This window comes from Nonomuraea sp. NPDC049637 (genome assembly GCF_040675235.1).
In the GTDB taxonomy this organism is placed as follows: domain Bacteria; phylum Actinomycetota; class Actinomycetes; order Streptosporangiales; family Streptosporangiaceae; genus Nonomuraea.
Map to the genome: position 1 here is coordinate 22,441 of NZ_JBFAOM010000015.1, position 19,578 is coordinate 42,018.

Consider the following 19,578-nt stretch of genomic DNA (forward strand, 5'->3'; position numbering starts at 1 on the left):
TCGGGCTGACCGGCGGCCCGCGGCCTGGGTTGACTGGGGGTCATGGAAATTGTCGTCGCCCTTGTCTTCTCGGCCGCGGTGCTGTTCGGCGCCGACCGTCTGCTGCTCTGGCTGGAGAGCCGCGGTCACGTCAACTGGCGCAGGAAGGGTCGCAAGCCCCTGGCCGAGGAACCCACGGCCGAGCTCGACAGCATGCTCTCCGACCGTTCACCCCGATAAAGGTTCAACGGCTCCGGCGCGCCGCGGGCGTCAACTGTCGTCCCAGCGCTAGGGTTGTGTCCCTTATGGGCGCGCCGGGCGGGGAGGGACGGTGAGCAAGCTCGGCAAGGTCGGGCCGTACAGCCTGGTCGAGCGGCTCGGCCGAGGCGGCATGGGCGAGGTCTACCTCGCCACCACCCGCCGTGGCGAGCAGGTCGCACTCAAGGTCCTCCACGACCTGGCCGAGGACGAGATGTCCCGGGTCAGACTGGAGCGCGAGGTGCGCGCGCTGCGCAGGGTCGAGAGCCCCTACGTGGCCAAGGTGCTCGACGCCGACCTGAGCTGTGCCCGGCCCTACCTGGTCATGGAGCACATCGAGGGCGTCACGCTGCTGGAGCGCGTACGCCAGAGCGGGCCGCTCGACCTGGGCCAGCTCGTGCACATGGCGCAGGGCATCGCCGCGGCGCTGGCCATCATCCACGCGGCCGGGGTCGTGCACCGCGACCTGAAGCCGGGCAACATCATCATGGGCGCCGAGGGGCCGGTCCTCATCGACTTCGGCATCGCGCAGGTGCTCGACGCGACCCGGCTCACCATGACGGGCACGTTCCTCGGCACGCCGGGCTACACCGCGCCGGAGATCTTCGCCGACGAGCAGGTCGACTCGCCCGCCGACGTGCACGCCTGGGCCGCGACGGTGGCGTTCGCGGCGACCGGGCGGCCCACGTTCGGGCGCGGCACGGCCGAGGCGCAGATGTACGCGGTGCTGAACGGGCAGGCCGACCTCAAGGGCGTGCCGGTGGCGCTGCTGCCGCTGGTGCGGGCGGCGCTCAACCGGGAGCCCGGCAAGCGGCCCACCGCGGCGTTGCTGGCCGACCGGCTGTCCCGGCTGGCCAAGGCCACCAACGGGCCCGACGGCGACGCGCCCGCGGCCGCCGAGGAGGCGTCCAGGGGCGAGAGCGCACGAAGCCGGGCGAACGGCGCGACTGCCGAGGTCCCCGCGCCCCGCGGCCGGGCCGGCACGGAGGGCAAGACGCCCGTGCCGCGCGGCCGTACGGGCGCGGACGGGAAGACGCCCGTGCCGCGTACGCGTACCGGCGTGGACGGGAAGACGCCCGTCCCCAGGAACCGGACGGAACCGCCCACGGCGCGCAACCGTACGGAACCGCCCGCCGCGCGGAGCCGGGCCGACGGCGCCGCCTCGGCCGCGCGCCCCAGGCCGGGCACGGACGGCGCGACCCCCGGAGCGCGCACCAGGACGGGCGCCGACGGACCGGCCTCCGGCCCCCGCCCGAGGCCGGGAACGGAGGCCACCCGCGCCAGGACCGGCACGGAGGGCACCCGCCCCCGCACCGGCACAGAAGGAACGCGGACCCGCACCGGCACGGAGGGAACGCGGGCCAGGACCGGCGCCGACGGGACGCGGGTCAGGGCCGACGGCGCGGTTCCGCCGCCGCGGAGCAGGACGAACACCGACGGCAAGGCCGCCACGCCCCGGACCAGGACCGGCGCCGACCCCAAGACGGGCCCGCGCGCGCGGGCGACGGCGGCCGTGCGGAGCAGGTCACAGGACGGACGGCGGGCCAGGCTCAGGGGCGAGGCGCCGACCACGCTGCCCGCAGGCAACACGGCTCTGCTGCTGCTCGCGGTGCTGGCGGTGCCGTGCGTGGTGACGTCGGTGATCTGGCCGATCGCCTCGATCGCCATCACGACGGCGTTCGTGGTGCTGACCAGGACGCTCTGGATGAGTCATTGGCTGGTCAGGAAGCGCAGCGCGCGTCGCATGCGGATCGCGCTGCGCGTGTTGCTGTTCCCGTTCGCGCTGACCGGGGCGGCGGCGACCGCCGTGGTGTGGCCGGGAGTGCCCGTCGCGGTGGCGTCGGGCGGTGCGCTCTGGGTGACCGGCGGCGGTCAGATCGACTCCGACTGGTGGCAGCAGCCGGCGCCCGTGACGGTCGCGGCGGTGGTGTTCGGCATGTTGTGCGGCGGTATCACCGGGCGCGAGATCGAGCGGATCGGCGGCAAGCTGCCGGAGTTGCGCAGGGAAGGGCTGCGCGCACTGGCCGTGCTGGGCGGGTTCGTCGCCCTGTGCGCGGCCGCCGTGCGCGCGATCGCCCTCCTGCTGTAGGCGGCGAGGACGGCCGGCCGGTCAGCCCTGGCCGCCGTCGCGGCGTGAGAAGCGGTTGAAGATGCGCTCGCCCGCGTTGACCGCTCCTTCGGCCACGTCGCGCAGCACGCCGATGAACGGGTCCTGCGACTGGGACCAGGAGGCGCGGTAGGACTCGGCCGCGGCCTTGATCTCGTCGGTGACGCGGGCGTTGGCGTCGTCCTCCCGGCGCGGGTAGTCGCCGCCGATGATGCGGTCGTACTCGCCGCTGCGCTGCCACTTGTCGAGCTCGGCGACGCGCACCACGGCGAACGGGTGGGTGGTGCCGAGCAGGTTGAGCACCTTGAGGAAGCCGTCGCGCAGGTCGCCCGCGGTGTCGTACTCCTGGTACTGCGCCAGGAACGCCTCGATGTTCATTTCGTGGGTGTAGGCGCCGCCGGCGAGCTTCATCAGGGCGCGCTTGGCCGAATCGGGGTTCTGGGCGGTCAGCAGGCCGCCGCGGTCGGAGGAGAGCTCCGACTTGCGGTACCACTCCTCCAGGCCCGCGACGATCGCGCGCAACCCGATGTAGCCGAGCGGGATCCACGCGACGCGGGTGGCCAGGCGGGTGAGGATGTCGAGCATCGTCCGGTAGACCGCGTGACCCGACAGGATGTGCGAGGTCTCGTGGCCGATGACGAAGCGCTGCTCCTCCTCGTCCATGAGGTTGAGCAGGCCGGTGGTGACGACGATGAACGGGTCGTCGAAGCCGATGGCCTTGGCCTGGACGTGCGGGTCCTGCTGGACGTAGATCTCCGGGATGCGGTGCAGGTCGAGGATGTAGGCCGCGTCGCGCCCCATGTCGTACAGGGAGCGGAACTGGGTCTCGCTGACGCGCACGGACGACGCCAGGTACATCAGGCGAAGGCGGCGCTCACTCACAAGACCGGACATCTGCTTGAGAACCGTGTCGAACCCACTCAACTTACGCAGAGCGACCAGGGCGGACCGGTCTGCGGGGTGTTCGTAGGCTCGGGACGAGATGCCGGGCAGTTGGACGCGGTTGCGGTCCGGGGTGGTCGTCATGCCCGGCATGCTACGTCCGCAATGGATGCGATGCGCGGACATCACCAAGGGGGGTGCCGTCATGTTCGGGTACCGCGTCCGCGTAGGGTCCGACACATGATGAACGCGCCTGGTGTCCAGGGGAAGCGGCGGGTGGGTGTGATGGGCGGGACCTTCGATCCCATCCACCACGGCCACCTGGTCGCAGCAAGCGAGGTCGCCCATCACTTCGACCTCGACGAGGTCGTGTTCGTGCCGACCGGGCGGCCGTACCAGAAGTCCGGACGCGAGGTGTCGGCGCCCGAGGACCGCTATCTGATGACGGTCATCGCCACGGCCTCCAACCCCCGCTTCTCCGTGAGCAGGGTGGACGTCGACCGCCCCGGCCCCACCTTCACCATCGACACGCTGCGGGACATCTCGAACGTCTACGGCCCGCAGGTGGACCTGTTCTTCATCACCGGCGCCGACGCGCTCGGCGCGATCCTGGGCTGGCAGGACGCCGAGGAGCTGTTCGAGCTGGCGCACTTCGTGGGCTGCACCCGCCCCGGGCACACGTTGCACGATCCCGGGCTGCCCGAGGGCAGGGTGACCCTGCTGGAGATCCCCGCGCTGGCCATCTCGTCGTCGGAGTGCCGTCAGCGGGTGGCCAAGGGGGAGCCGATCTGGTATCTGGTGCCGGACGGGATCGTGCAGTACATCAACAAACGAGGGTTGTATCACGGGGAAGGCTGAAGCTCTCCGCGCCGTGGGTGAGGGGTTTCGGCCTGGAAGGGTACCCTCGATACATGGGCATGCTGCCGACACAGGAGGACAGACCCGCATCGTGACCGCATCCGACAGATCCGTTCAGCTCGTCCAGATCGCCGCCGAGGCCGCGGCCGACAAGCTGGCCGATGACATCCTCGCCTACGACGTGAGCGAGCAGCTCGTCATCACCGACGCCTTCCTGCTCTGCTCCGCCACCAACGACCGCCAGGTCCGCGCCATCGTCGACGAGATCGAAGACCGGCTGCGCACCGAGGCCGACGCCAAGCCCGTGCGCCGCGAGGGCGAGCGCGAGGGCCGCTGGGTGCTGCTCGACTACATCGACATCGTCGTGCACGTCCAGCATGAGGAAGACCGCACGTTCTACGCGCTCGAGCGCCTGTGGAAGGACTGCCCGGCGATCGGCCTGCCGGAGAGCGTCATGCTCGCCAACATGCAGCGGGCCCGCAGTTGAGCAGGCGGATCGTCTGCCTCCGCCACGGACAGACCCTGTGGAACGTGGAGCACCGCTTCCAGGGCCACTCCGACATCCCGCTCGACGAGACCGGCGTCGCGCAGGCGGCCAGGGCCGCCTCGCTGCTGGCCTCGCTGCGGCCCACCCTCATCGTCTCCTCCGACCTCCAGCGCGCCCATGACACGGCCCTGGCGCTCGGCAGGCTCGTGGGGCTCGACGTCACCGTCGACAAGGACTTCCGCGAACGCGGCGGCGGTCAGTGGGAGGGGCTGACGCGCGACGAGATCGCCGCGCGCTGGCCCGAGGAGTACGTCGCCTGGGAGGCCCCCGACGGCGAGCCCGTCTCGGAGGTCGCGACCCGGGTGGCCGCCTCCATGCGCAAGTGGGCGGCCAAGCTCGACGACGACGGGCTCCTGGTCGTCGCCTCGCACGGCGCCGCGCTGCGGCTCGGCATCTGCGAGCTGCTCGGCCTGCCCGAGGAGCTGTGGCCGGCGCTGGGCGGGCTGGGCAACTGCTCCTGGTCGGTGCTGCAGGAGGGCCGCCAGGGCTGGCGGCTGCTCGAACACAACGCGGGCACCCTGCCCGAGCCCATCAGCAGCGACGACCGTCCTGACGCGCAGGCGTAGCCGACCGGCTCAGGGCGGTCGGCTCAGGCCGGCTCAGGGCGGTCGGCTCAGGCCGGCTGCGCGGGGCGGCGAGCGCCCTGCCCGGGAAGGTCCGGCAGCGTGACGGCGCTCGCGGCCTTGTCCGTCATCCGCTTGACCATGCCCTTGCCCGGCAGGTACGGCAGCATGCGCATCATCTGGTTCCGCAGCCGGATCCGCATCCGCGTGCCCGGCACGAGGTATTTGTCGGCCCCCTCGGCCTGCTTCTGGCACACCTCGACGTACGGTCTCATCCGCCGCTCGTAGGCGTCGAAGGCGGCGTTGTGGTCGCCGGGGGCCATGGCCAGCTCGGCGGCCAGCACGTACGCGCCGATCATCCCGAGCCCCGTGCCCATGCCGCCGGGGCCGGGGGCGTACCCGGCGTCGCCGACCAGCGCCACCCGGCCGGACGACCACCGGGGCAGCACGACCTGGGCGGCCTGCCAGAAGTAGAAGTCCTCGGCACTGTCCATGGCCGCCAGCAGGGACGGGACCTGCCAGCCCACTCCCCGGAACGCCCGCGCCACCAGGGCCCGCTGCGCCGCCTGGTCGCGGTGGCCGACGTCGAGCGGGGGCGTGGCGAAGTCGAGCGAGGCCCTGGTCCGGCCGTTCGTCCGGACGATGGTGGCGCAGCGGCCCGGCACGTTGTGCATCAGGCCGTCGTGGTCCAGCCCGTACGTGCCGGGGACGGAGAAGACGGCGCCGTAGAAGCCGAGATGGCGCAGGGGAGCGGCCGGGAAGGCCAGCTCGCGCACCTTGCTGCGGATGCCGTCCGCGCCGACGACCAGGTCGAACGTGCGGGGTGCGGCCTTTTCGAAGGTCACGTGCACGCCGTCGGGGTGTTCGGTCAGGGAGGTGATCGAGTCGCCGAGGAGGCGTTCGGCGGGGGCGGCCTCGTTCAGGATGCGGGTCAGGTCGCCGCGCAGGATCTCCACGTCGCCGCTGAACACCTCCGACGGCAGCCTGGCCAGCCGTCTGCCGCCGCCGTCGACGATGGCGATGTCGCCCATGCCGGTCTGGGCCGCCCTGATCGGGTCCAGCACGTCCATGCGCTTCAGGACCTCCAGCTGCGGGGCGCCGCGGAAGTCGACGGCCTGGCCGCCGGTTCGCAGGGCGGGGGCGCGTTCGACGACGGTCGGCCGGAACCCGTGGCGGGCCAGCCAGTGGGCGAGCGTGGGCCCGGCGACGCCGCCGCCGGAGATGAGGACGGTCTGCACGGTTGCCTCCCTTGGTAGTGCGCCATGTACGTCGTACGCGTACCGTAGGTTCGGGTTTGCCGGCAGGCAAGAGGGTCGCCCGGCGCACTAGTGCGGCGCGGAGGGTCCGGCGGGTGCGGCGAGCCCGGTGCACTAGTGCTGCGGAAGGGGTGGCCGTGGATCGGCCCGTATATCTGCGGATCGCGGAGGAGCTGCGCGACCGCATCGACGCCGGCGAGCTGGCGCCGGGGGACAAAGTGCCCTCGACCCGGCAGATCATCCGGGAGTGGGGCGTGGCGATGGCCACCGCGACCAGGGCCCTCGGCAGGTTGCGCGAGGAAGGGCTCACGCGGGCCGTGCCCGGGGTCGGGACCGTCGTCGCCGGGCCCGTGCGGCGGGCGGCGCAGGACCTCACCGCGCGGCGCGTCGTGCGCGAGGCGATCAGGGTCGCCGACCGGGAGGGGCTGGCCGCGGTGTCGATGCGCCGCCTGGCCGCCGAGCTCGACGCCTCGGCCATGTCCCTGTACCGGCATGTGGCGGGCAAGGACGAGCTCGTCCGGCTCATGATCGACGCGGTCTACGGCGAGGAGCCGCCCGCCGGGCAGCCCCCGCGTGGCTGGCGGGCCCGGCTGGAGCTGGAGCTGCGGCAGCTGTGGCGGGTGCACCTGCGGCATCCGTGGCTGGCGCAGGCGGTCTCGCTGACCCGGCCGCAGCTCGTGCGCAACGGCATGGCGTCCACCGAACGGCTGCTGCGGGCCCTGGACGGGCTCGGCCTCGACGCCGGCGTCATGCTGCACGCCGTCGTGTCCCTGGTGAACTTCGTCCGGGGCACCGCCGTGACCCTGGAGGCGGAGCTGCAGGCGCGTACCGAGACCGGGGTGACCGAGGACGACTGGCTGAGCGAGCACGAAGGGGAGATGGCGCAGTTGTTCGCCTCCGGCGCCTTCCCGACTCTGGCGAGGGTGGTCACGGATCCCGGGGTGGATCTGGACCTGGACTCCGTCTTCGAGTTCGGGCTCCGCAGGCAGCTCGACGGGCTCGCCGTCCTGGTGGCACGGGCGCAGGGCGGACGGCGGCCGGGCGATTAGGCGAAAGGGCGCGGATGGCTATATGCTCTCGGAGCGCCGCAACGGGTGATCCCGCAGCGGTGACCAGGGGCTATGGCGCAGTTGGTAGCGCGCCTCCATGGCATGGAGGAGGTCTGGGGTTCGAATCCCCATAGCTCCACACAGATTGTTTCCCTGGTTCGAGCGTCAGGCTCGGCCGCCCGTCAGTCCAGGAACGCCGGAGCGCTCCACGTCGTGGCGGGCAGGGCGTTGAGGGCGGCGACGATCCGCTTCTCCTCGTAGACGAAGTGCGATTCCAGCAGGGCCGACAGGCCGTCCAGCTCGGTGCGCACGTCACGGGGGCCCGGTGCGTCGGCGCTCAGCAGGGTTTCCAGGTCGCGCAGGATGGCGGCCACCTGCTCGTGGTCCCGGCGCAGTTCCTCAAGGACGGGCCGCAGTTCGGGGAACTCGGCGGCGAGCACCGGGAAGGCCGTGGCGTCCTCGCCGGTGTGGTGGGTGGTGATCGCCGAGCAGAAGGTCAGGCAGTGGGTGCGCAGGTCGCGCAGCGAACCGCCGCGGCCGGCGGTATCGCGCAGCCTGGCCAGCTCTTCGCGGAGCCGGAGGTGCACGTCGATCAGCTGGTTGCCGAAGGCCGCCAGACGGCGGGCCGGCTCGGGGAAGTCGTTCATGGTCGTGTCCGATGTCACGGCGCCTCCATGCCCGCGGCGGTCTCCTGGCCGGGTGCACTGCGACGCTGATCAGGGATCAGATCATGCTTTTCGCGGCGAATCAACTCGGCGGGCCGAGCCCCGAGGAGGCCCGGCCCTGGAGCGGTGCCCCCCGGCAGGCGCTCGGAGGGCGGGAGAGGAGGCGTGAAGCTTTCGGGTCAGGCGTAGCGCCGGGCCAGCTCCGCCGCCGTCGCGCCCAGGGCCTCGCGCAGCGCGGGCGGGGACAGCACCTCGACGTCGGTGCCGAGGCGCAGGAACTCGCCGAGCGCGTGGTCGTGCGACTCGATCGGCAGGGTGACCCGCGTCCAGCCGTCGGCGTCCGGCGGCTCGGCGGTCTCCCGGGCGGCCGCAGCGACGCCGGGCGTCATGAGGTCGGGCAGGCGTTCCAGGCCGCGCGGCGACAGCCGCACCACCGCCTCGCCGCGCCGCAGCCTGGCCTCGAACTCGGCCAGGTAACCCTGCCAGTACGCCGCCAGGGAGAAGTCGTCCGGCCTGGCGAACGTCTCAGGGAGCGCGTGCAGGTCGAGGATCTGGGAGACGCGGTAGGTGCGTACGTGCTCGCCGCAGCGCGCGACCAGGTACCAGCGGCCCGCCTTGACCACCAGCCCGTACGGCTCCAGCCGCCGTTCCACCTCCTGCGGCGCCTTCCACCGCCGGTAGGTGACCTGGACGGGCCGCTCGTTCCACACGGCGTCGGCCACGGCCGGCAGGTACGTGACCGGCTCGGCGTCCCGGTACCAGGAGGGCGCGTCGAGATGGAACCGTTCCTGGATGCGGCCCGCGCGGTCGCGCAGCTCGACGGGCAGCGCGGCCATCAGCTTGAGCTGGGCGGCCGTCACCACCGCGCCGAGGCCCAGCTCGGCCGCCGGGCCCGGCAGCCCGGCCAGGAACAACGACTCGGCCTCGTCGGTGGTCAGCCCGGTGAGCCGGGTGCGGTAGCCGTCGAGGAGCTGGTAGCCGCCGTTGGGCCCGGCGTCGCCGTAGAGCGGGATGCCGGCGGCGTGCAGGGACTCCATGTCGCGGTAGATGGTCCGGACGGAGACCTCCAGGCGCTCGGCGAGGTCGTGGGCCGTCATGCGGCCGCGCGTCTGCAACAGCAGCAGGATCGAGACCAGGCGGGAGGCGCGCACGGTCACTGACACTACATGTCAGTGACCCGGCCGTACGTTCGCCGCATGAACGACTTCGACTTCCTCGCCGGCACGTGGGACGTGGTGAACCGCAGGCTGCTCAAGCCGCTCACCGGCAGCGACGAATGGGACGAGTTCCCCGGCCGCTCGGTCGCCACCCGGCACTTCGACGGCGCGGCCAGCTTCGACGAGATCGCCTTCCCCACCAAGGGCCGGTACGGGATGACCGTGCGCCTCTACCACCCCGCCACAAGGCAGTGGTCGATCTACTGGGCCAGCAGCGCGACCGGCACGCTGGACACCCGGCCCATGGTGGGCGCCTTCACCGGGAACCGGGGCGAGTTCCACGGCGAGGAGACCCACGAGGGCCGGCCGGTGCGCTGCCGGTTCGTCTGGACCGTCGCCGACGAGCGCCGGGCCAGGTGGGAACAGGCCTTCTCGGCGGACGACGGCCAGACGTGGGAGACCAACTGGACGATGGACTTCACCCGGGCGTCCTGAGCTTCGTCCCGGCCTCAGGACGCCTGGCCGCGCACCCACAGGACCGTGGCCACGGCCAGCACCGCGACCAGCAGCAGGAGCCCGCCCACCAGGACCACCCACCGCCAGGCCGACTTCGGGGGCGGCGTGGCCTCGTACAGGGGGACGTCGGGGAGCATGTCGGGGGTGTAGGGCAGGCTCTGCGTGTACGGCGCTTCCGGGGGACCCTGCGGGGGGTGCTCCGGGTGCGGGACGCGATGTCGGACGGTCCGGTTCGGGTCCGGATCCTGCGGCTCTCGCTTCATGATCCCCTCAGACGCGGCTCTGGAGGTGGGTTTCATCGACATTGTCATACTTGCCGGTGAAACGCGGTCCAGACGTCGGAAGGCTCAGTAACCGTTCTGATCTCCCCCGTAGGGCGGCTGCGGCGGCTGCCAGCCGCCCTGGGGGCCGCCCTGCGGACCGCCCTGGGGGCCGCCCTGCGGGCCGGGCTGGGGGCCGCCCTGGGGGCCGGGCTGCTGGTAGGGCTGGTGGTACGGCTGCGGGGGCTGCTGCCAGCCGGGGCCCTGCGGCCGCTCCTGCCGGGGGGCGGCGCGGCGCGCGACGACGGCCCAGATCAGCAGCCCGATGCCGGCCAGGTGGAAGAGCGAGGAGACGAGGTAGGCGAACGGCAGGGCGGCGAGCATGCTGGAGCCGTACGACTCGATCAGCGTCTGGGTCAGGATGCTCAGCACCAGGTTGATCAGCGTGCCGATCAGCAGCAGGCCGCAGCCCGACATGCCGAGGGTGGCCGCGCGGCCCACGTGCCGGCGGTTCATCCCGATCAGGACGATGCCCACCACCAGCAGCAGCGCGGTGACGAGGGCGGGCAGCAGGTTCGTGAGCATGTTGAGGAAACTCATGGGGGCGACTCCAGCCAGAAGGGAGGACTCGGGGGACGTTACGGGGATCCGCGCAGTTCTTCCACCGCACGGCTGATCGACTGCAGGTCGAGGCCGCCCTTGTGCCGGCGGCCGTTCAGGAACAGGGTCGGGGTGCCGCGCACGCCGCTCTCCTTGCCCGACGCCTCGTCGAGCGCGATGCGGGAGGCGTGCCCGGCCACGTCCGCCCAGGGGTCGACGTCGAGTTCGGCGGCGTAGTGTTCGAGGTCGGCGTCGGTGAGGAAACGCTGGTTGTCGTAGAGGATGTCGTGCATCTCCCAGAACCGGCCCCGGTCGGCGGCGGCCTCGGAGACGATGGCGGCGGAGGCGGCCCGCGGGTGCAGCGTCCGGATCGGGAAGTGCCGGAAGACCAGCCGGACGTCGGGGTTCCGGCGCAGGATCTCGTCCAGGACGGGGTGGAGGCGGCCGCAGTAGGGGCACTCGAAGTCGCCGTACTCGACGATGGTCACCTTCGCGGTCGCCGGACCCCGTACGTGGTCGTCGGGGCCGACCGGCACCGACAGCACGTCGGGCAGCTCCTCGTCGGGCTCGGCCTCGGGCGGCGCGCAGACGCCGCCCCGGTCCCAGGCCAGCCGGAAGACCACCCAGCCCAGCGCGGCGGACAACAACGACCCGGCCAGGATGCCGATCTTGGCCTGGCTCTGGATCGCCGGGTCGTCGAAGGCCAGGTCGACGATGAACAGCGCCACCGTGAACCCGATGCCGGACACCGCCGCGCCGCCCAGCAGCTGCCCCCACACCAGGTTCCCCGGCAGGATGCCCCAGCCGAACCGCAGCGGCAGCCACGTGCCGAGCGAGATCCCGGCGAACTTCCCGAGCAGCAGCCCCAGCGCGATGCCGAGCGAGATCGGCGAGGTCAGCGCCGCCCGCAGGGTCTCGCCGTCGAGCCGCACCCCGGCGTTGGCCAGGGCGAATACCGGCACGATCACGTAGCTGCTCCAGGGATGCAGGCGGAGCTGGAGGCGTTCGTTGACCGAGACGGCACGCTGCACGCGCCGCGAGGCCTCCCTGGCGGCCCGCGCGCTCGGCTCGGTGGTGAACTCCTGGACGGCCTCGCCCGCCAGCAGCAGCTTCTGGTCGCTGGGGGCGTAGACGAACACGAGGACGCCGAGCGCGATGCCCACGAGCGTCGGATGGATGCCGCTCTCCAGCGTCGCGACCCACAACCCGAACCCGAGCGCGATGTAGGCCGGCGCCCGCCAGATCTTCAGCCAGCGCAGCAGCACGATCGCCGCCAGCAGCACGACGGCCACGACGAGCGCGGTGAGCTGGAGGCTGGCCGTGTAGAAGATCGCGATGATCATGATGGCCAGCACGTCGTCCACGATGGCCAGCGTCAGCAGGAACGCCCGCAGCGGGTCGGGACAGCGCGCCCCGACGACGGCCAGCACGCCCAGCACGAACGCGGTGTCGGTGGCGATCGGCACACCCCACCCGCCCGCGCCGGGGCCGCCGAGGTTGAGCGCGAGGTAGACGCCGGCGGGCACGAGCATGCCGCCGAGCGCCGCCACGGCCGGGACGGCGATCAGCCGCCGGTCCCTTAGCTGCCCGAGCCGCACCTCGTAGGAGACCTCCAGGCCGATCAGGAAGAAGAACACGCTCATCAGGCCGTCGTTGACCCAGTGGCGCAGGTCGAGGGAGAACACCGCGTCGCCGAACGAGATGCCCATGGGCAGGTGCCAGAACGACTCGTAGGTGCCGGCCCACGGCGAGTTGGCCCAGACCATGGCCAGGGCGGTGGCCACGAGCAGCACGCTCGTGCTGCCCGCCTCGGTCTTGAAGAACGCCCGCAACATCGTCAGATCTCCCCCCGGAGATCCGATCTTAGAACCCGTCCCGGCGGCGGCCGGGCCCGGCGCGGGGTTCCCGCCGGGCCCGGGGGTGTCACAGATTGCGGAGATAGGCCAGGGACGGCGCGAAGAAGTACTCGCCGCCCTTCATCGTGATCGTCTGGGCCACCTGGGCCTGCGGGGCCGACTGCTCGGCCCGGCCCCACGCCTTCGGCCAGCTCACCTTGGCCTCGCGGGCTCCCTGCCCGATGAGCGGGTCGTGGCCGGTCGCCGGGTTCAGGAAGTCCTCGTTGTTCGCCCAGCTCTGCTGCGTGAACTCGAACTGGGCGAGCAGGCTGCTGTTGAACGCCATGAACAGCAGGCCGACCTCGCCGCTCGGGCGGCTGCCGGGCGGGGAGTCGTCCCAGGGGTCGTCGGTGCGGTCGCCGTAGGTCTGGCCCCGGCGGGCCATGAGCACCTCACGGCCGAACGACCGCGGGTTGGTCTTCCTGATGTGCCCGCTGAAGGGGCACTTCGAGCCCGGGTCGTCGTCGAAGGTGAAGTCGTTGGCCACCGGGCCCCCGCCCGGCTTCTGCTTGAGCGTGACGGGGGTGCCGTCCTTGAAGCGGCCGACGAGCATGGCGCCCGCGCGGTCGCGGTCGGCGCCGAGCAGGCCGAGGGCGTCGGCCAGGTCCTGCTCGATCTCCTTGAACGCCCGTACGTTCTGCTCCAGCTTCCTGAAGACCAGGTAGCTGCCGAAATGCCGCTCCGGGTGCGGCGCGAAGGGGTCGGCGACCAGGATGTTGGAGAGCGGGAAGGCGGGGTCCCAGTGCTCCTTCGGCTCCTTGTCCACCTCGTCCCGCACGAACAGCGGCTGGCTGCGGCCGTCCACGTACCCGAAGTGCTCGATGCCGTCGCCGGCCGGGTTGCGCATGCCCTGGCCGGTCTCCTCGCCGAGCAGCCGCGCGCTTTCCGGCAGCTCGCCCAGGATCTCCTCGCGCAGTTCCTCGACCCGGTCCCGGCGGGCGTCGCCGATGAGGATGACGGCGTGGATCTCCCGCTGGTAGGCGGGCTCCCACTCCGTCACCGGCGGGTCGTTCAGGTCGGCGCCGCGCCGCTTCATGCCGTCGCGGAACGCCTTGTCGCCGAACCTGCGCACGTCCTCGACGGAGTGGCCGAGGTCGCGGTAGCCGGCCTTGCTGATGCCGATGCCGACGTACGGCGTGCCGCGCCGGCCGTTCGCGCCGAACTCGCGCACCTCCTCAAGGTGCCGGCGCGCGGACTTCATCTTCGTGACGGCGATGTGCCGCAGGAACGCCTTTCCCGCGGCGACGTCGTTGAACCTGACGAACAGCACGGACAGGTGCTCGCGCACGTGCGCGCGGAGAATGTTGGGCTGGAGATTGTCCAGCATCTCCTTGGTGTCCGCGTCGAGCTTGGCCGAATCCCAGGCCAGGGGTTGTGCGTTGTTCAGGTCGACAGTCATTGTCGCCGATTCCTTTCCCCGTTTCGAAATGAATCGGGCCCCCTGCATCTGTACGACTCCCCGGAATGCGAGAAAGTTTCCGTTGATCAGGTCAGTTCGATTTCCTGATCAAACCCGGCGGACCGTACATAATGACCGGATGAAGAACCGGGGCTGGGGACGTTCCAGCGGCACCCGCGACACGCTGCTGCGCGCGGCCCGCGAGGTCTTCCTGGCCAAGGGGTACGCCGAGGCCACCGTCGCCGACATCGTCGAGACGTCGGGCATCAGCGTCGGCAGCCTGTACCACCATTTCGGCGGGAAGCCGGGCCTGTTCCTCGCCCTGTGGGAGCAGTTCATGCGCGAACAGGAGGAACGCACCTCCCGCGCGGCCAAGGCGACCGCCGGCGCCGGCGAGGAACGGTTCCTGGCCGGCGCCCGCGCCTATCTGGAGGGCTCGTGGGAGCAGCGCGACGTGGCCAGGCTGTTCCTGGAGAACGACGGCCCCGCCGAATTCACGACGCTGCGCAGGCAGCGCGGCTGGGAGTGGATCGGCGGCAACAAGCGGCTGCTCGGCCTGGCGGACACGCCGGAGGGCAACGTGCTGGTGGTGCTGCTGACCACGGTGATGGGCGAGGCCGGGCGCGAGGTGGCGGCTTGCGAGTCCGACGAGGACGCCCAGGTGACCATCGACGAGGTGATCCGGATCGTCCGCCGCATGCTGGCTACGACGGGCGGCGTACCGCGGCCTTCTCCCTGAGGACGATTCCGCCGGCCCCCCGCGATGCGAGCGTGTAGCCCATGGACGCACTGCGCAGAGCCCTCGGCGTGCTCTCCCTGGCCTACGCGCTGATCTTCGCCGGGGCCGCGCTGCTGCACGCGGGCGTCACGGTCGGCCCGCTGTCCCAGCCGGTCGTGCCGCCCGCGGTGGTGGTGGAGACGTTGTGCGCCCTGGGCCTGCTCGCCGGCGGCCACGGCGCGCTGACCCGCCGCCGGTGGGCCTGGGACGGCCTGGTCCACACCCATGCGGGCGCCCTGGGCGGCGTGCTGATCGGCATCCTGGCGCTGGCCCTGCACCCGTCGGCGGCCACGGCACTGAGCACCTGGTTCCACGACACGATGGCGGTGCTGCTGGCCGCCGGTCTGGCCGCGGCCTTCTACGCCTCCAGATCGCGCAGGTGATCGGCCGCCGCGGGCAGCTGGTCCTCGGTGAACACGCGGACGCCGTGCGCTTCGAGCAGGGCGGTGGTCACCCCCTGGCCGGGCACCCGACGGCCGCCGAACGTGCCGTCGTGGATCGCCAGCGCCCCGCACGAGGGACTGCCCTCCTTGAGCACGGCCAGCCGGGCCCCGGCCGAGCGGGCGGCCTCGAGCGCGGCCCGCGCCCCCGCCACGAACTCGGCCGTCACGTCGGAGCCGTCGCTCGCCAGCACGCGGGCGTCGCCGGAGAGCACCGCCGCCCCGCCCGCGCCGCCCTCGATCTCGGCCGCCGGGCGCGGCACGGGCAGCCCGCCCGCGACCTCGGGGCAGAAGACCACCAGCCGGCCCTCCGCCCGCCAGCTCGCGAGCAGGGCGTCGGCGCTGGTCTTCGCGCCGCCGTCGTAGCGGACCCGGCGGCCCATCAGGCAGGCGCTGACGAGGATTCTCTGCACGTCCCCGATCCTATGAGCGCGATCGGCACCAGCGGGACGGCGGCGGGGGCGACCTGCACGGGCGCTAACCTGTGTCCCGATGAACACCACCGTCGCCACGATCGTCATCGTCGGCTCACTGCTGCTCATGCTGGCGAGCCTGGTCGTCGCCGTCCGCGACCGCCCCATGGGCATGGTCCTGCTGATCGGCTTCGCCGTGCTGGAGGTGGCCATTCTGGTGCAGGCCGGATTCGTGATCGCGGCGGTGAGCGGCGGCGAGGGGCCGCCGGAGAAGGCCACGCTGTTCGGGTACATCGGCGGTCAGGTGCTCATCCCGCCCGCCGGGGTGTTCCTCGCGCTGGCCGAGCGCAGCCGGTGGGGCACGGCGATCCTGGTCGTGGCCGGGTTCGCGATCGCGGTGATGAACGCGCGGCTGCTGCAGATCTGGCAGGGCGTGGCGTGAGCGCCCCGATCGGCACCGGCCCCGGGCGCGCGCTGGTCGCCGTCTACGGGCTGTTCTCGCTGGCGGCCGGGGCGCGGGCGGCGGTGCAGATCGCCACCCGGTTCGACGAGGCGCCGCTGGCCTACGCGCTGTCGGCCTTCGCCGCGCTGGTCTACGTCGTGCTCACCGTCGCCCTCGTGCGCGGCGCCCGCCGCCTCGCGCTCGGCGCGCTCGTCATCGAGCTGGCCGGCGTGCTGCTGATCGGCACCGCGAGCGTGGCCGACCCGGCGGCTTTCCCCGACGCCACGGTGTGGTCGTCGTACGGCAAGGGTTACCTGTTCGTCCCGCTGGTGCTGCCCTTCGTGGGTCTCTACTGGCTGCTGCGCAGGCGTTAACGCCGGGCGTGCGCGGGCAGGGACAGACCCCATGAGCACGATCGAGCACTCAGTAGACGTCAACGTCCCGATCCGCGTGGCCTACAACCAGTGGACCCAGTTCGAGAGCTTCCCCGAGTTCATGGAGGGCGTGGAGTCCGTCAAGCAGATCTCCGACACGCTCACCGAGTGGGTGGTCGAGATCGCCGGGGTCCGCCGCGAGTTCCAGGCCGAGATCACCGAGCAGCACCCCGACGAGCGCGTCGCCTGGCGCGGCACGGACTCGCCGCACCATGCGGGCGTCGTCACCTTCCACCGCATCGACGCCGACACCACCAAGGTCACCCTCCAGATGGAGTACGACCCCGAGGGCGTCATCGAGACCGTCGGTGACGCGCTGCAGATCGTCCGGCTGCGCATCAGGAACGACATGGAACGGTTCAAGTCGTTCATCGAGTCGCGCGGCGGCGAGACGGGCGGCTGGCGCGGCGACGTCCCCGGCGCCCACCAGCACCAGCACGAGCACGGCTCCACCTACGGCGACAGCGGCGCGCCGGTCCCGCCCGGTACCGTCGGCGGCGGCGACTACCCGCCGAGCGGCACCCTGCCTCCCCCCGGCCCGGGTATCCCGCGCAACCAGCCCCCGGAGGGCCCGAGCCCGGTCCTGTAGGACGGATCTCCCCCGAGAATCTCAGCCCCCGCCCCGGGGGCTTTCTCATGTCCAGGAATAAAGGGACATTTCGGTCCTGTTAAGGTGGTGATTCGTCCCATGATTTGATGAGTGGAGGACCTGACCAGCATGAGCGTGCTAGCCCAAGAAGCCCGTGGCAGAACAGGCAGAACCGCCCCCTTGGCCTGGCTTCTCGTGCTGGGCATCGTTCTGGCGGCGCTGAACCTGCGCACGGCCGTCACCAGCGTCGGGCCGCTGCTCGACCAGCTCGCCGGGGCGCTCGGCATGAGCAGCGTCGGCACCGGCCTGCTCACCACGCTGCCCGTGCTGGCCTTCGCCGGCGTCGGCGCGGTCACCCCGACCCTGGCCCGCCGGATCGGCGAGCACCGGTTGCTGCTGCTCGCGCTGGTCACCCTCGGCTCGGGCATGCTGGTCAGGTCGCTGGTCGGGTCGGCCCCGGTGTTCCTGCTGAGCAGCGCGGTCGCGCTGTCCGGCGGCGCCGTCGGCAACGTGCTCATCCCGACGCTGATCAAGCGTCACTTCCCCGGGCGTACCGGGATCATGACCACCGTCTACACCACGGCCCTGGCGGCGGGCACCATGCTGGCCGCCGCCGCGACCGTGCCGATCGAGCGCGCGTCGGGGGACTGGCACATCGCGCTCGGCGTGTGGGCGGCCCTGGCCGCCGTGGCCGCCATTCCGTGGCTTGCGCTGCTGCGCAGTGAGCCGGAGCGGGACACGGGCAGCCGGGACGCGGGCATCTCGACCCTGCTGCGCAGCAGGCTCGCCTGGATGGTGGCGATCTACTTCGGCACCCAGTCGATGATCGCCTACATCATGTTCGGGTGGCTGGCCACGATCCTCACCGACGGGGGATACACCTCCTCGCAGGCCGGGATCATGCTCGGCGTCTTCACCGCCCTGAACATCCCGGTCTCGATCCTCGTGCCGACGATCGCCGCGCGCTTCCGCGACCAGCGGCCGGTCGTCGTGGGGCTGGTCGTGTTCTACACGATCGGCTTCCTCGGGCTGTGGTTCGCGCCTTCCTCGACCGCCATGGTCTGGGTGGTGTTCGTGGCGGTCGGCATGGGGTCGTTCCCGCTGGCGCTGGTCATGCTGGGGCTGCGCACCCGTACGCCGGAGAGCACGGCCGCGCTGTCGGCCTTCGGGCAGAGCGCCGGATATCTCATCGCCGGCGCCGGCCCGCTCCTGGTCGGGGTGATCTACCAGATGACCGGCGGCTGGTCGCTGACGTACGTGCTGATCTTCGGCGTGATCGCCGTCCAGCTCCTCACCGGCCTGTACGCCGGCCGCGACCGCTATCTGGAGGACGAGCGCCGCCCTGCCACAATGACCAGGTGAGATCCACTGTCGTCACCTTCCCCAACGGCCGGGTCAGCGGCCGTTCCCCGATTGTCGGGGCCGTGCCGGTGGGGGACCGGCACGGCCTCGTCACCGCCGAGACGCCGTTCCACCCCCTCGACCACACCTGGCCCGACCAGCCCGCAGACCGGGGGACGATCGGCGAGCTGCCGGTCCTCGACTGCGTGACAGGGGCCCAGTCGAACGACGGTGAGATCTTCGTCGGCGAGTCCATCCCGGTCCGGCGCGGCGCCGAGGGCTGGGAGTGGCTGGTCGTCCACGTCACCGACACCCCGCTGCCCGTCGGCGCGGAGGTGGACCTGGAGGTGGACGCCGGATACCGGGCGGCGCTCTCGGCCGGCCACACCGCCTGCCACCTGGCCGCGCTGGCGCTCAACGCGGCGCTGGCGGACCGGTGGCGCAAGGAGGTGCGGCAGGACCGGCTCGGCCATCCCGACTTCGACCAGACGGCGATCACCTCCTCGCGCATCGTCCCGCACGGCAGCGTGGACGAATACCGCCTCGGCAAGTCGCTGCGCAAGAAGGGCTTCTCCGCCGACGACCTGGACCTGACCGAGCTGGCCGGGCGGGTGAACGAGCGGCTCGGCACGTGGGTGGCGGCCCGTGCGCCGGTCCGGCTCGACGTGCCGGGGCCGGGGCTGACCGCGTTGCGCACCTGGCACTGCTCGTTGCCCGAGGGCGAGGCGTCGATCCCGTGCGGCGGCACGCACGTGCGCGACACGGCGGAGCTGGGCACGGTCGAGGTCGCCTTCACCCTGGAGGAAGCCGCCCTCACCATGCGCACCACCTGCGGCTAGCGAGTCCTGACTCCTGGGGCCCCTTACCGCGGGGCCCGTGTCAGGCCCTGGCGGCCAGAAAGGCGAGGACCCGGCGCCACGACCGGTCACCGGCGAACGGCTGCTGTGGGGCCTGCTCGCCGACGGCGCGAACGGCGCCGGCCGCCTGCTCCGCGAGGCCGGGGTCGACGTGGCCGCGCTGGTCAGGGAGGCGGGCATCCCGTTCCGCCGCGCCGCCTGACGCCACCTCGTCCAGGGCGGGCCGGAGGGCTCCTCCGGTCCGCCGGGGCGCGGCATCCGGCGTGACGCGAGGGGTCCGGAAGTCCGATACA

The 19,578-nt window shown here is 72.1% G+C and carries 24 protein-coding genes and 1 tRNA gene; 16 read left to right on the forward strand and 9 right to left on the reverse strand.

Annotated features, from left to right (window positions below):
* The first annotated feature begins 42 nt into the window (after nucleotides 1-42).
* Together AB0J71_RS21660 and AB0J71_RS21665 are read left to right on the forward strand one after the other, a co-directional pair.
* On the forward strand, nucleotides 43-219 hold the full coding sequence (locus tag AB0J71_RS21660; protein ID WP_352325645.1) for a hypothetical protein: 177 nt from the start codon (nucleotides 43-45) through the stop codon (nucleotides 217-219).
* Between the two features lie 91 nt (nucleotides 220-310).
* Entirely contained in the window at nucleotides 311-2,326 is a 2,016-nt protein-coding gene (locus AB0J71_RS21665; RefSeq protein ID WP_352325644.1) for a protein kinase, read from the forward strand.
* Between the two features lie 21 nt (nucleotides 2,327-2,347).
* Here the strand turns inward: AB0J71_RS21665 and AB0J71_RS21670 are convergent, their stop codons facing one another.
* Entirely contained in the window at nucleotides 2,348-3,379 is a 1,032-nt protein-coding gene (locus AB0J71_RS21670; protein ID WP_352325643.1) for a M48 family metallopeptidase, read from the reverse strand.
* An 87-nt stretch (nucleotides 3,380-3,466) separates the two neighbouring features.
* Between AB0J71_RS21670 and nadD the strand changes: the two genes are divergently transcribed.
* From nadD to AB0J71_RS21685, 3 genes are all read left to right on the forward strand, one after another.
* The gene (gene nadD, locus AB0J71_RS21675; protein ID WP_352325641.1) at nucleotides 3,467-4,084 is read left to right on the forward strand and encodes a nicotinate-nucleotide adenylyltransferase; all 618 of its coding nucleotides are present in this window, start codon (nucleotides 3,467-3,469) and stop codon (nucleotides 4,082-4,084) included.
* Between the two features lie 91 nt (nucleotides 4,085-4,175).
* Nucleotides 4,176-4,571 (forward strand): ribosome silencing factor, encoded by a 396-nt coding sequence (rsfS, locus tag AB0J71_RS21680; RefSeq protein WP_125639389.1) that lies wholly within the window; start codon nucleotides 4,176-4,178, stop codon nucleotides 4,569-4,571.
* Nucleotides 4,568-5,197, forward strand: a complete 630-nt coding sequence (locus tag AB0J71_RS21685) for a histidine phosphatase family protein (RefSeq protein WP_352325640.1) — start codon at nucleotides 4,568-4,570, stop codon at nucleotides 5,195-5,197. The genes rsfS and AB0J71_RS21685 overlap by 4 nt, the downstream gene beginning before the upstream one ends.
* A 47-nt stretch (nucleotides 5,198-5,244) precedes the next feature.
* Here the strand turns inward: AB0J71_RS21685 and AB0J71_RS21690 are convergent, their stop codons facing one another.
* A complete protein-coding gene (locus AB0J71_RS21690; RefSeq protein WP_364415674.1) occupies nucleotides 5,245-6,432 on the reverse strand; it encodes an FAD-dependent monooxygenase in 1,188 nt (395 codons plus the stop codon).
* Between the two features lie 155 nt (nucleotides 6,433-6,587).
* Here AB0J71_RS21690 and AB0J71_RS21695 point away from each other — a divergent pair, with 155 nt between their 5' ends.
* The gene (locus AB0J71_RS21695; RefSeq protein ID WP_364415676.1) at nucleotides 6,588-7,499 is read left to right on the forward strand and encodes a TetR/AcrR family transcriptional regulator C-terminal domain-containing protein; all 912 of its coding nucleotides are present in this window, start codon (nucleotides 6,588-6,590) and stop codon (nucleotides 7,497-7,499) included.
* Between the two features lie 66 nt (nucleotides 7,500-7,565).
* Nucleotides 7,566-7,638 (forward strand) — tRNA-Ala (locus AB0J71_RS21700).
* A 43-nt stretch (nucleotides 7,639-7,681) separates the two neighbouring features.
* On the opposite strand, the gene AB0J71_RS21705 is transcribed toward AB0J71_RS21700, so the two are convergent.
* Complete coding sequence (locus AB0J71_RS21705; RefSeq protein WP_352325636.1) at nucleotides 7,682-8,164, reverse strand: hemerythrin domain-containing protein; 483 nt, start codon at nucleotides 8,162-8,164, stop codon at nucleotides 7,682-7,684.
* A gap of 179 nt (nucleotides 8,165-8,343) precedes the next feature.
* Entirely contained in the window at nucleotides 8,344-9,315 is a 972-nt protein-coding gene (locus AB0J71_RS21710; protein ID WP_352325634.1) for a YafY family protein, read from the reverse strand.
* Nucleotides 9,316-9,360: 45 nt separating this feature from the next.
* Between AB0J71_RS21710 and AB0J71_RS21715 the strand changes: the two genes are divergently transcribed.
* Nucleotides 9,361-9,816, forward strand: coding sequence for a hypothetical protein (locus tag AB0J71_RS21715; RefSeq protein ID WP_352325633.1), 456 nt, complete (start codon nucleotides 9,361-9,363; stop codon nucleotides 9,814-9,816).
* A gap of 14 nt (nucleotides 9,817-9,830) precedes the next feature.
* On the opposite strand, the gene AB0J71_RS21720 is transcribed toward AB0J71_RS21715, so the two are convergent.
* From AB0J71_RS21720 to AB0J71_RS21735, 4 genes are all read right to left on the reverse strand, one after another.
* Complete coding sequence (locus tag AB0J71_RS21720; protein WP_352325632.1) at nucleotides 9,831-9,974, reverse strand: hypothetical protein; 144 nt, start codon at nucleotides 9,972-9,974, stop codon at nucleotides 9,831-9,833.
* Nucleotides 9,975-10,184: 210 nt separating this feature from the next.
* Nucleotides 10,185-10,697, reverse strand: coding sequence for a hypothetical protein (locus AB0J71_RS21725; protein WP_364415679.1), 513 nt, complete (start codon nucleotides 10,695-10,697; stop codon nucleotides 10,185-10,187).
* A gap of 38 nt (nucleotides 10,698-10,735) precedes the next feature.
* The gene (gene nhaA / locus AB0J71_RS21730) at nucleotides 10,736-12,532 is read right to left on the reverse strand and encodes a Na+/H+ antiporter NhaA (protein WP_364415681.1); all 1,797 of its coding nucleotides are present in this window, start codon (nucleotides 12,530-12,532) and stop codon (nucleotides 10,736-10,738) included.
* An 88-nt stretch (nucleotides 12,533-12,620) separates the two neighbouring features.
* On the reverse strand, nucleotides 12,621-13,991 hold the full coding sequence (locus AB0J71_RS21735) for a Dyp-type peroxidase (RefSeq protein WP_364415683.1): 1,371 nt from the start codon (nucleotides 13,989-13,991) through the stop codon (nucleotides 12,621-12,623).
* Between the two features lie 139 nt (nucleotides 13,992-14,130).
* Here AB0J71_RS21735 and AB0J71_RS21740 point away from each other — a divergent pair, with 139 nt between their 5' ends.
* Both AB0J71_RS21740 and AB0J71_RS21745 read left to right on the forward strand, forming a co-directional pair.
* Entirely contained in the window at nucleotides 14,131-14,730 is a 600-nt protein-coding gene (locus AB0J71_RS21740) for a TetR/AcrR family transcriptional regulator (RefSeq protein WP_364415685.1), read from the forward strand.
* A 41-nt stretch (nucleotides 14,731-14,771) separates the two neighbouring features.
* Entirely contained in the window at nucleotides 14,772-15,152 is a 381-nt protein-coding gene (locus AB0J71_RS21745) for a hypothetical protein (protein WP_352328535.1), read from the forward strand.
* Here AB0J71_RS21745 and AB0J71_RS21750 read toward each other — a convergent pair.
* Nucleotides 15,128-15,622: a DUF523 domain-containing protein gene (locus AB0J71_RS21750; RefSeq protein ID WP_352328537.1), complete on the reverse strand. Its 495-nt coding sequence runs from the start codon at nucleotides 15,620-15,622 to the stop codon at nucleotides 15,128-15,130. The genes AB0J71_RS21745 and AB0J71_RS21750 overlap by 25 nt on opposite strands.
* Nucleotides 15,623-15,701: 79 nt before the next feature.
* Between AB0J71_RS21750 and AB0J71_RS21755 the strand changes: the two genes are divergently transcribed.
* The 6 genes from AB0J71_RS21755 (at nucleotide 15,702) to AB0J71_RS21780 (ending at nucleotide 19,487) form a co-directional block, all read left to right on the forward strand.
* Nucleotides 15,702-16,064: a hypothetical protein gene (locus tag AB0J71_RS21755; RefSeq protein ID WP_352328539.1), complete on the forward strand. Its 363-nt coding sequence runs from the start codon at nucleotides 15,702-15,704 to the stop codon at nucleotides 16,062-16,064.
* Nucleotides 16,061-16,438: a hypothetical protein gene (locus AB0J71_RS21760; RefSeq protein WP_352328541.1), complete on the forward strand. Its 378-nt coding sequence runs from the start codon at nucleotides 16,061-16,063 to the stop codon at nucleotides 16,436-16,438. The genes AB0J71_RS21755 and AB0J71_RS21760 overlap by 4 nt, the downstream gene beginning before the upstream one ends.
* A 31-nt stretch (nucleotides 16,439-16,469) precedes the next feature.
* A complete protein-coding gene (locus AB0J71_RS21765) occupies nucleotides 16,470-17,087 on the forward strand; it encodes an SRPBCC family protein (RefSeq protein ID WP_352328543.1) in 618 nt (205 codons plus the stop codon).
* A 180-nt stretch (nucleotides 17,088-17,267) separates the two neighbouring features.
* Nucleotides 17,268-18,449: an MFS transporter gene (locus tag AB0J71_RS21770; RefSeq protein ID WP_352328545.1), complete on the forward strand. Its 1,182-nt coding sequence runs from the start codon at nucleotides 17,268-17,270 to the stop codon at nucleotides 18,447-18,449.
* Nucleotides 18,446-19,267: a metal-dependent hydrolase gene (locus AB0J71_RS21775; protein WP_364415687.1), complete on the forward strand. Its 822-nt coding sequence runs from the start codon at nucleotides 18,446-18,448 to the stop codon at nucleotides 19,265-19,267. Before AB0J71_RS21770 ends, AB0J71_RS21775 begins: the two co-directional genes overlap by 4 nt.
* 37 nt (nucleotides 19,268-19,304) lie before the next feature.
* Entirely contained in the window at nucleotides 19,305-19,487 is a 183-nt protein-coding gene (locus AB0J71_RS21780; RefSeq protein ID WP_364415689.1) for a Clp protease N-terminal domain-containing protein, read from the forward strand.
* Nucleotides 19,488-19,578 lie beyond the last annotated feature (91 nt).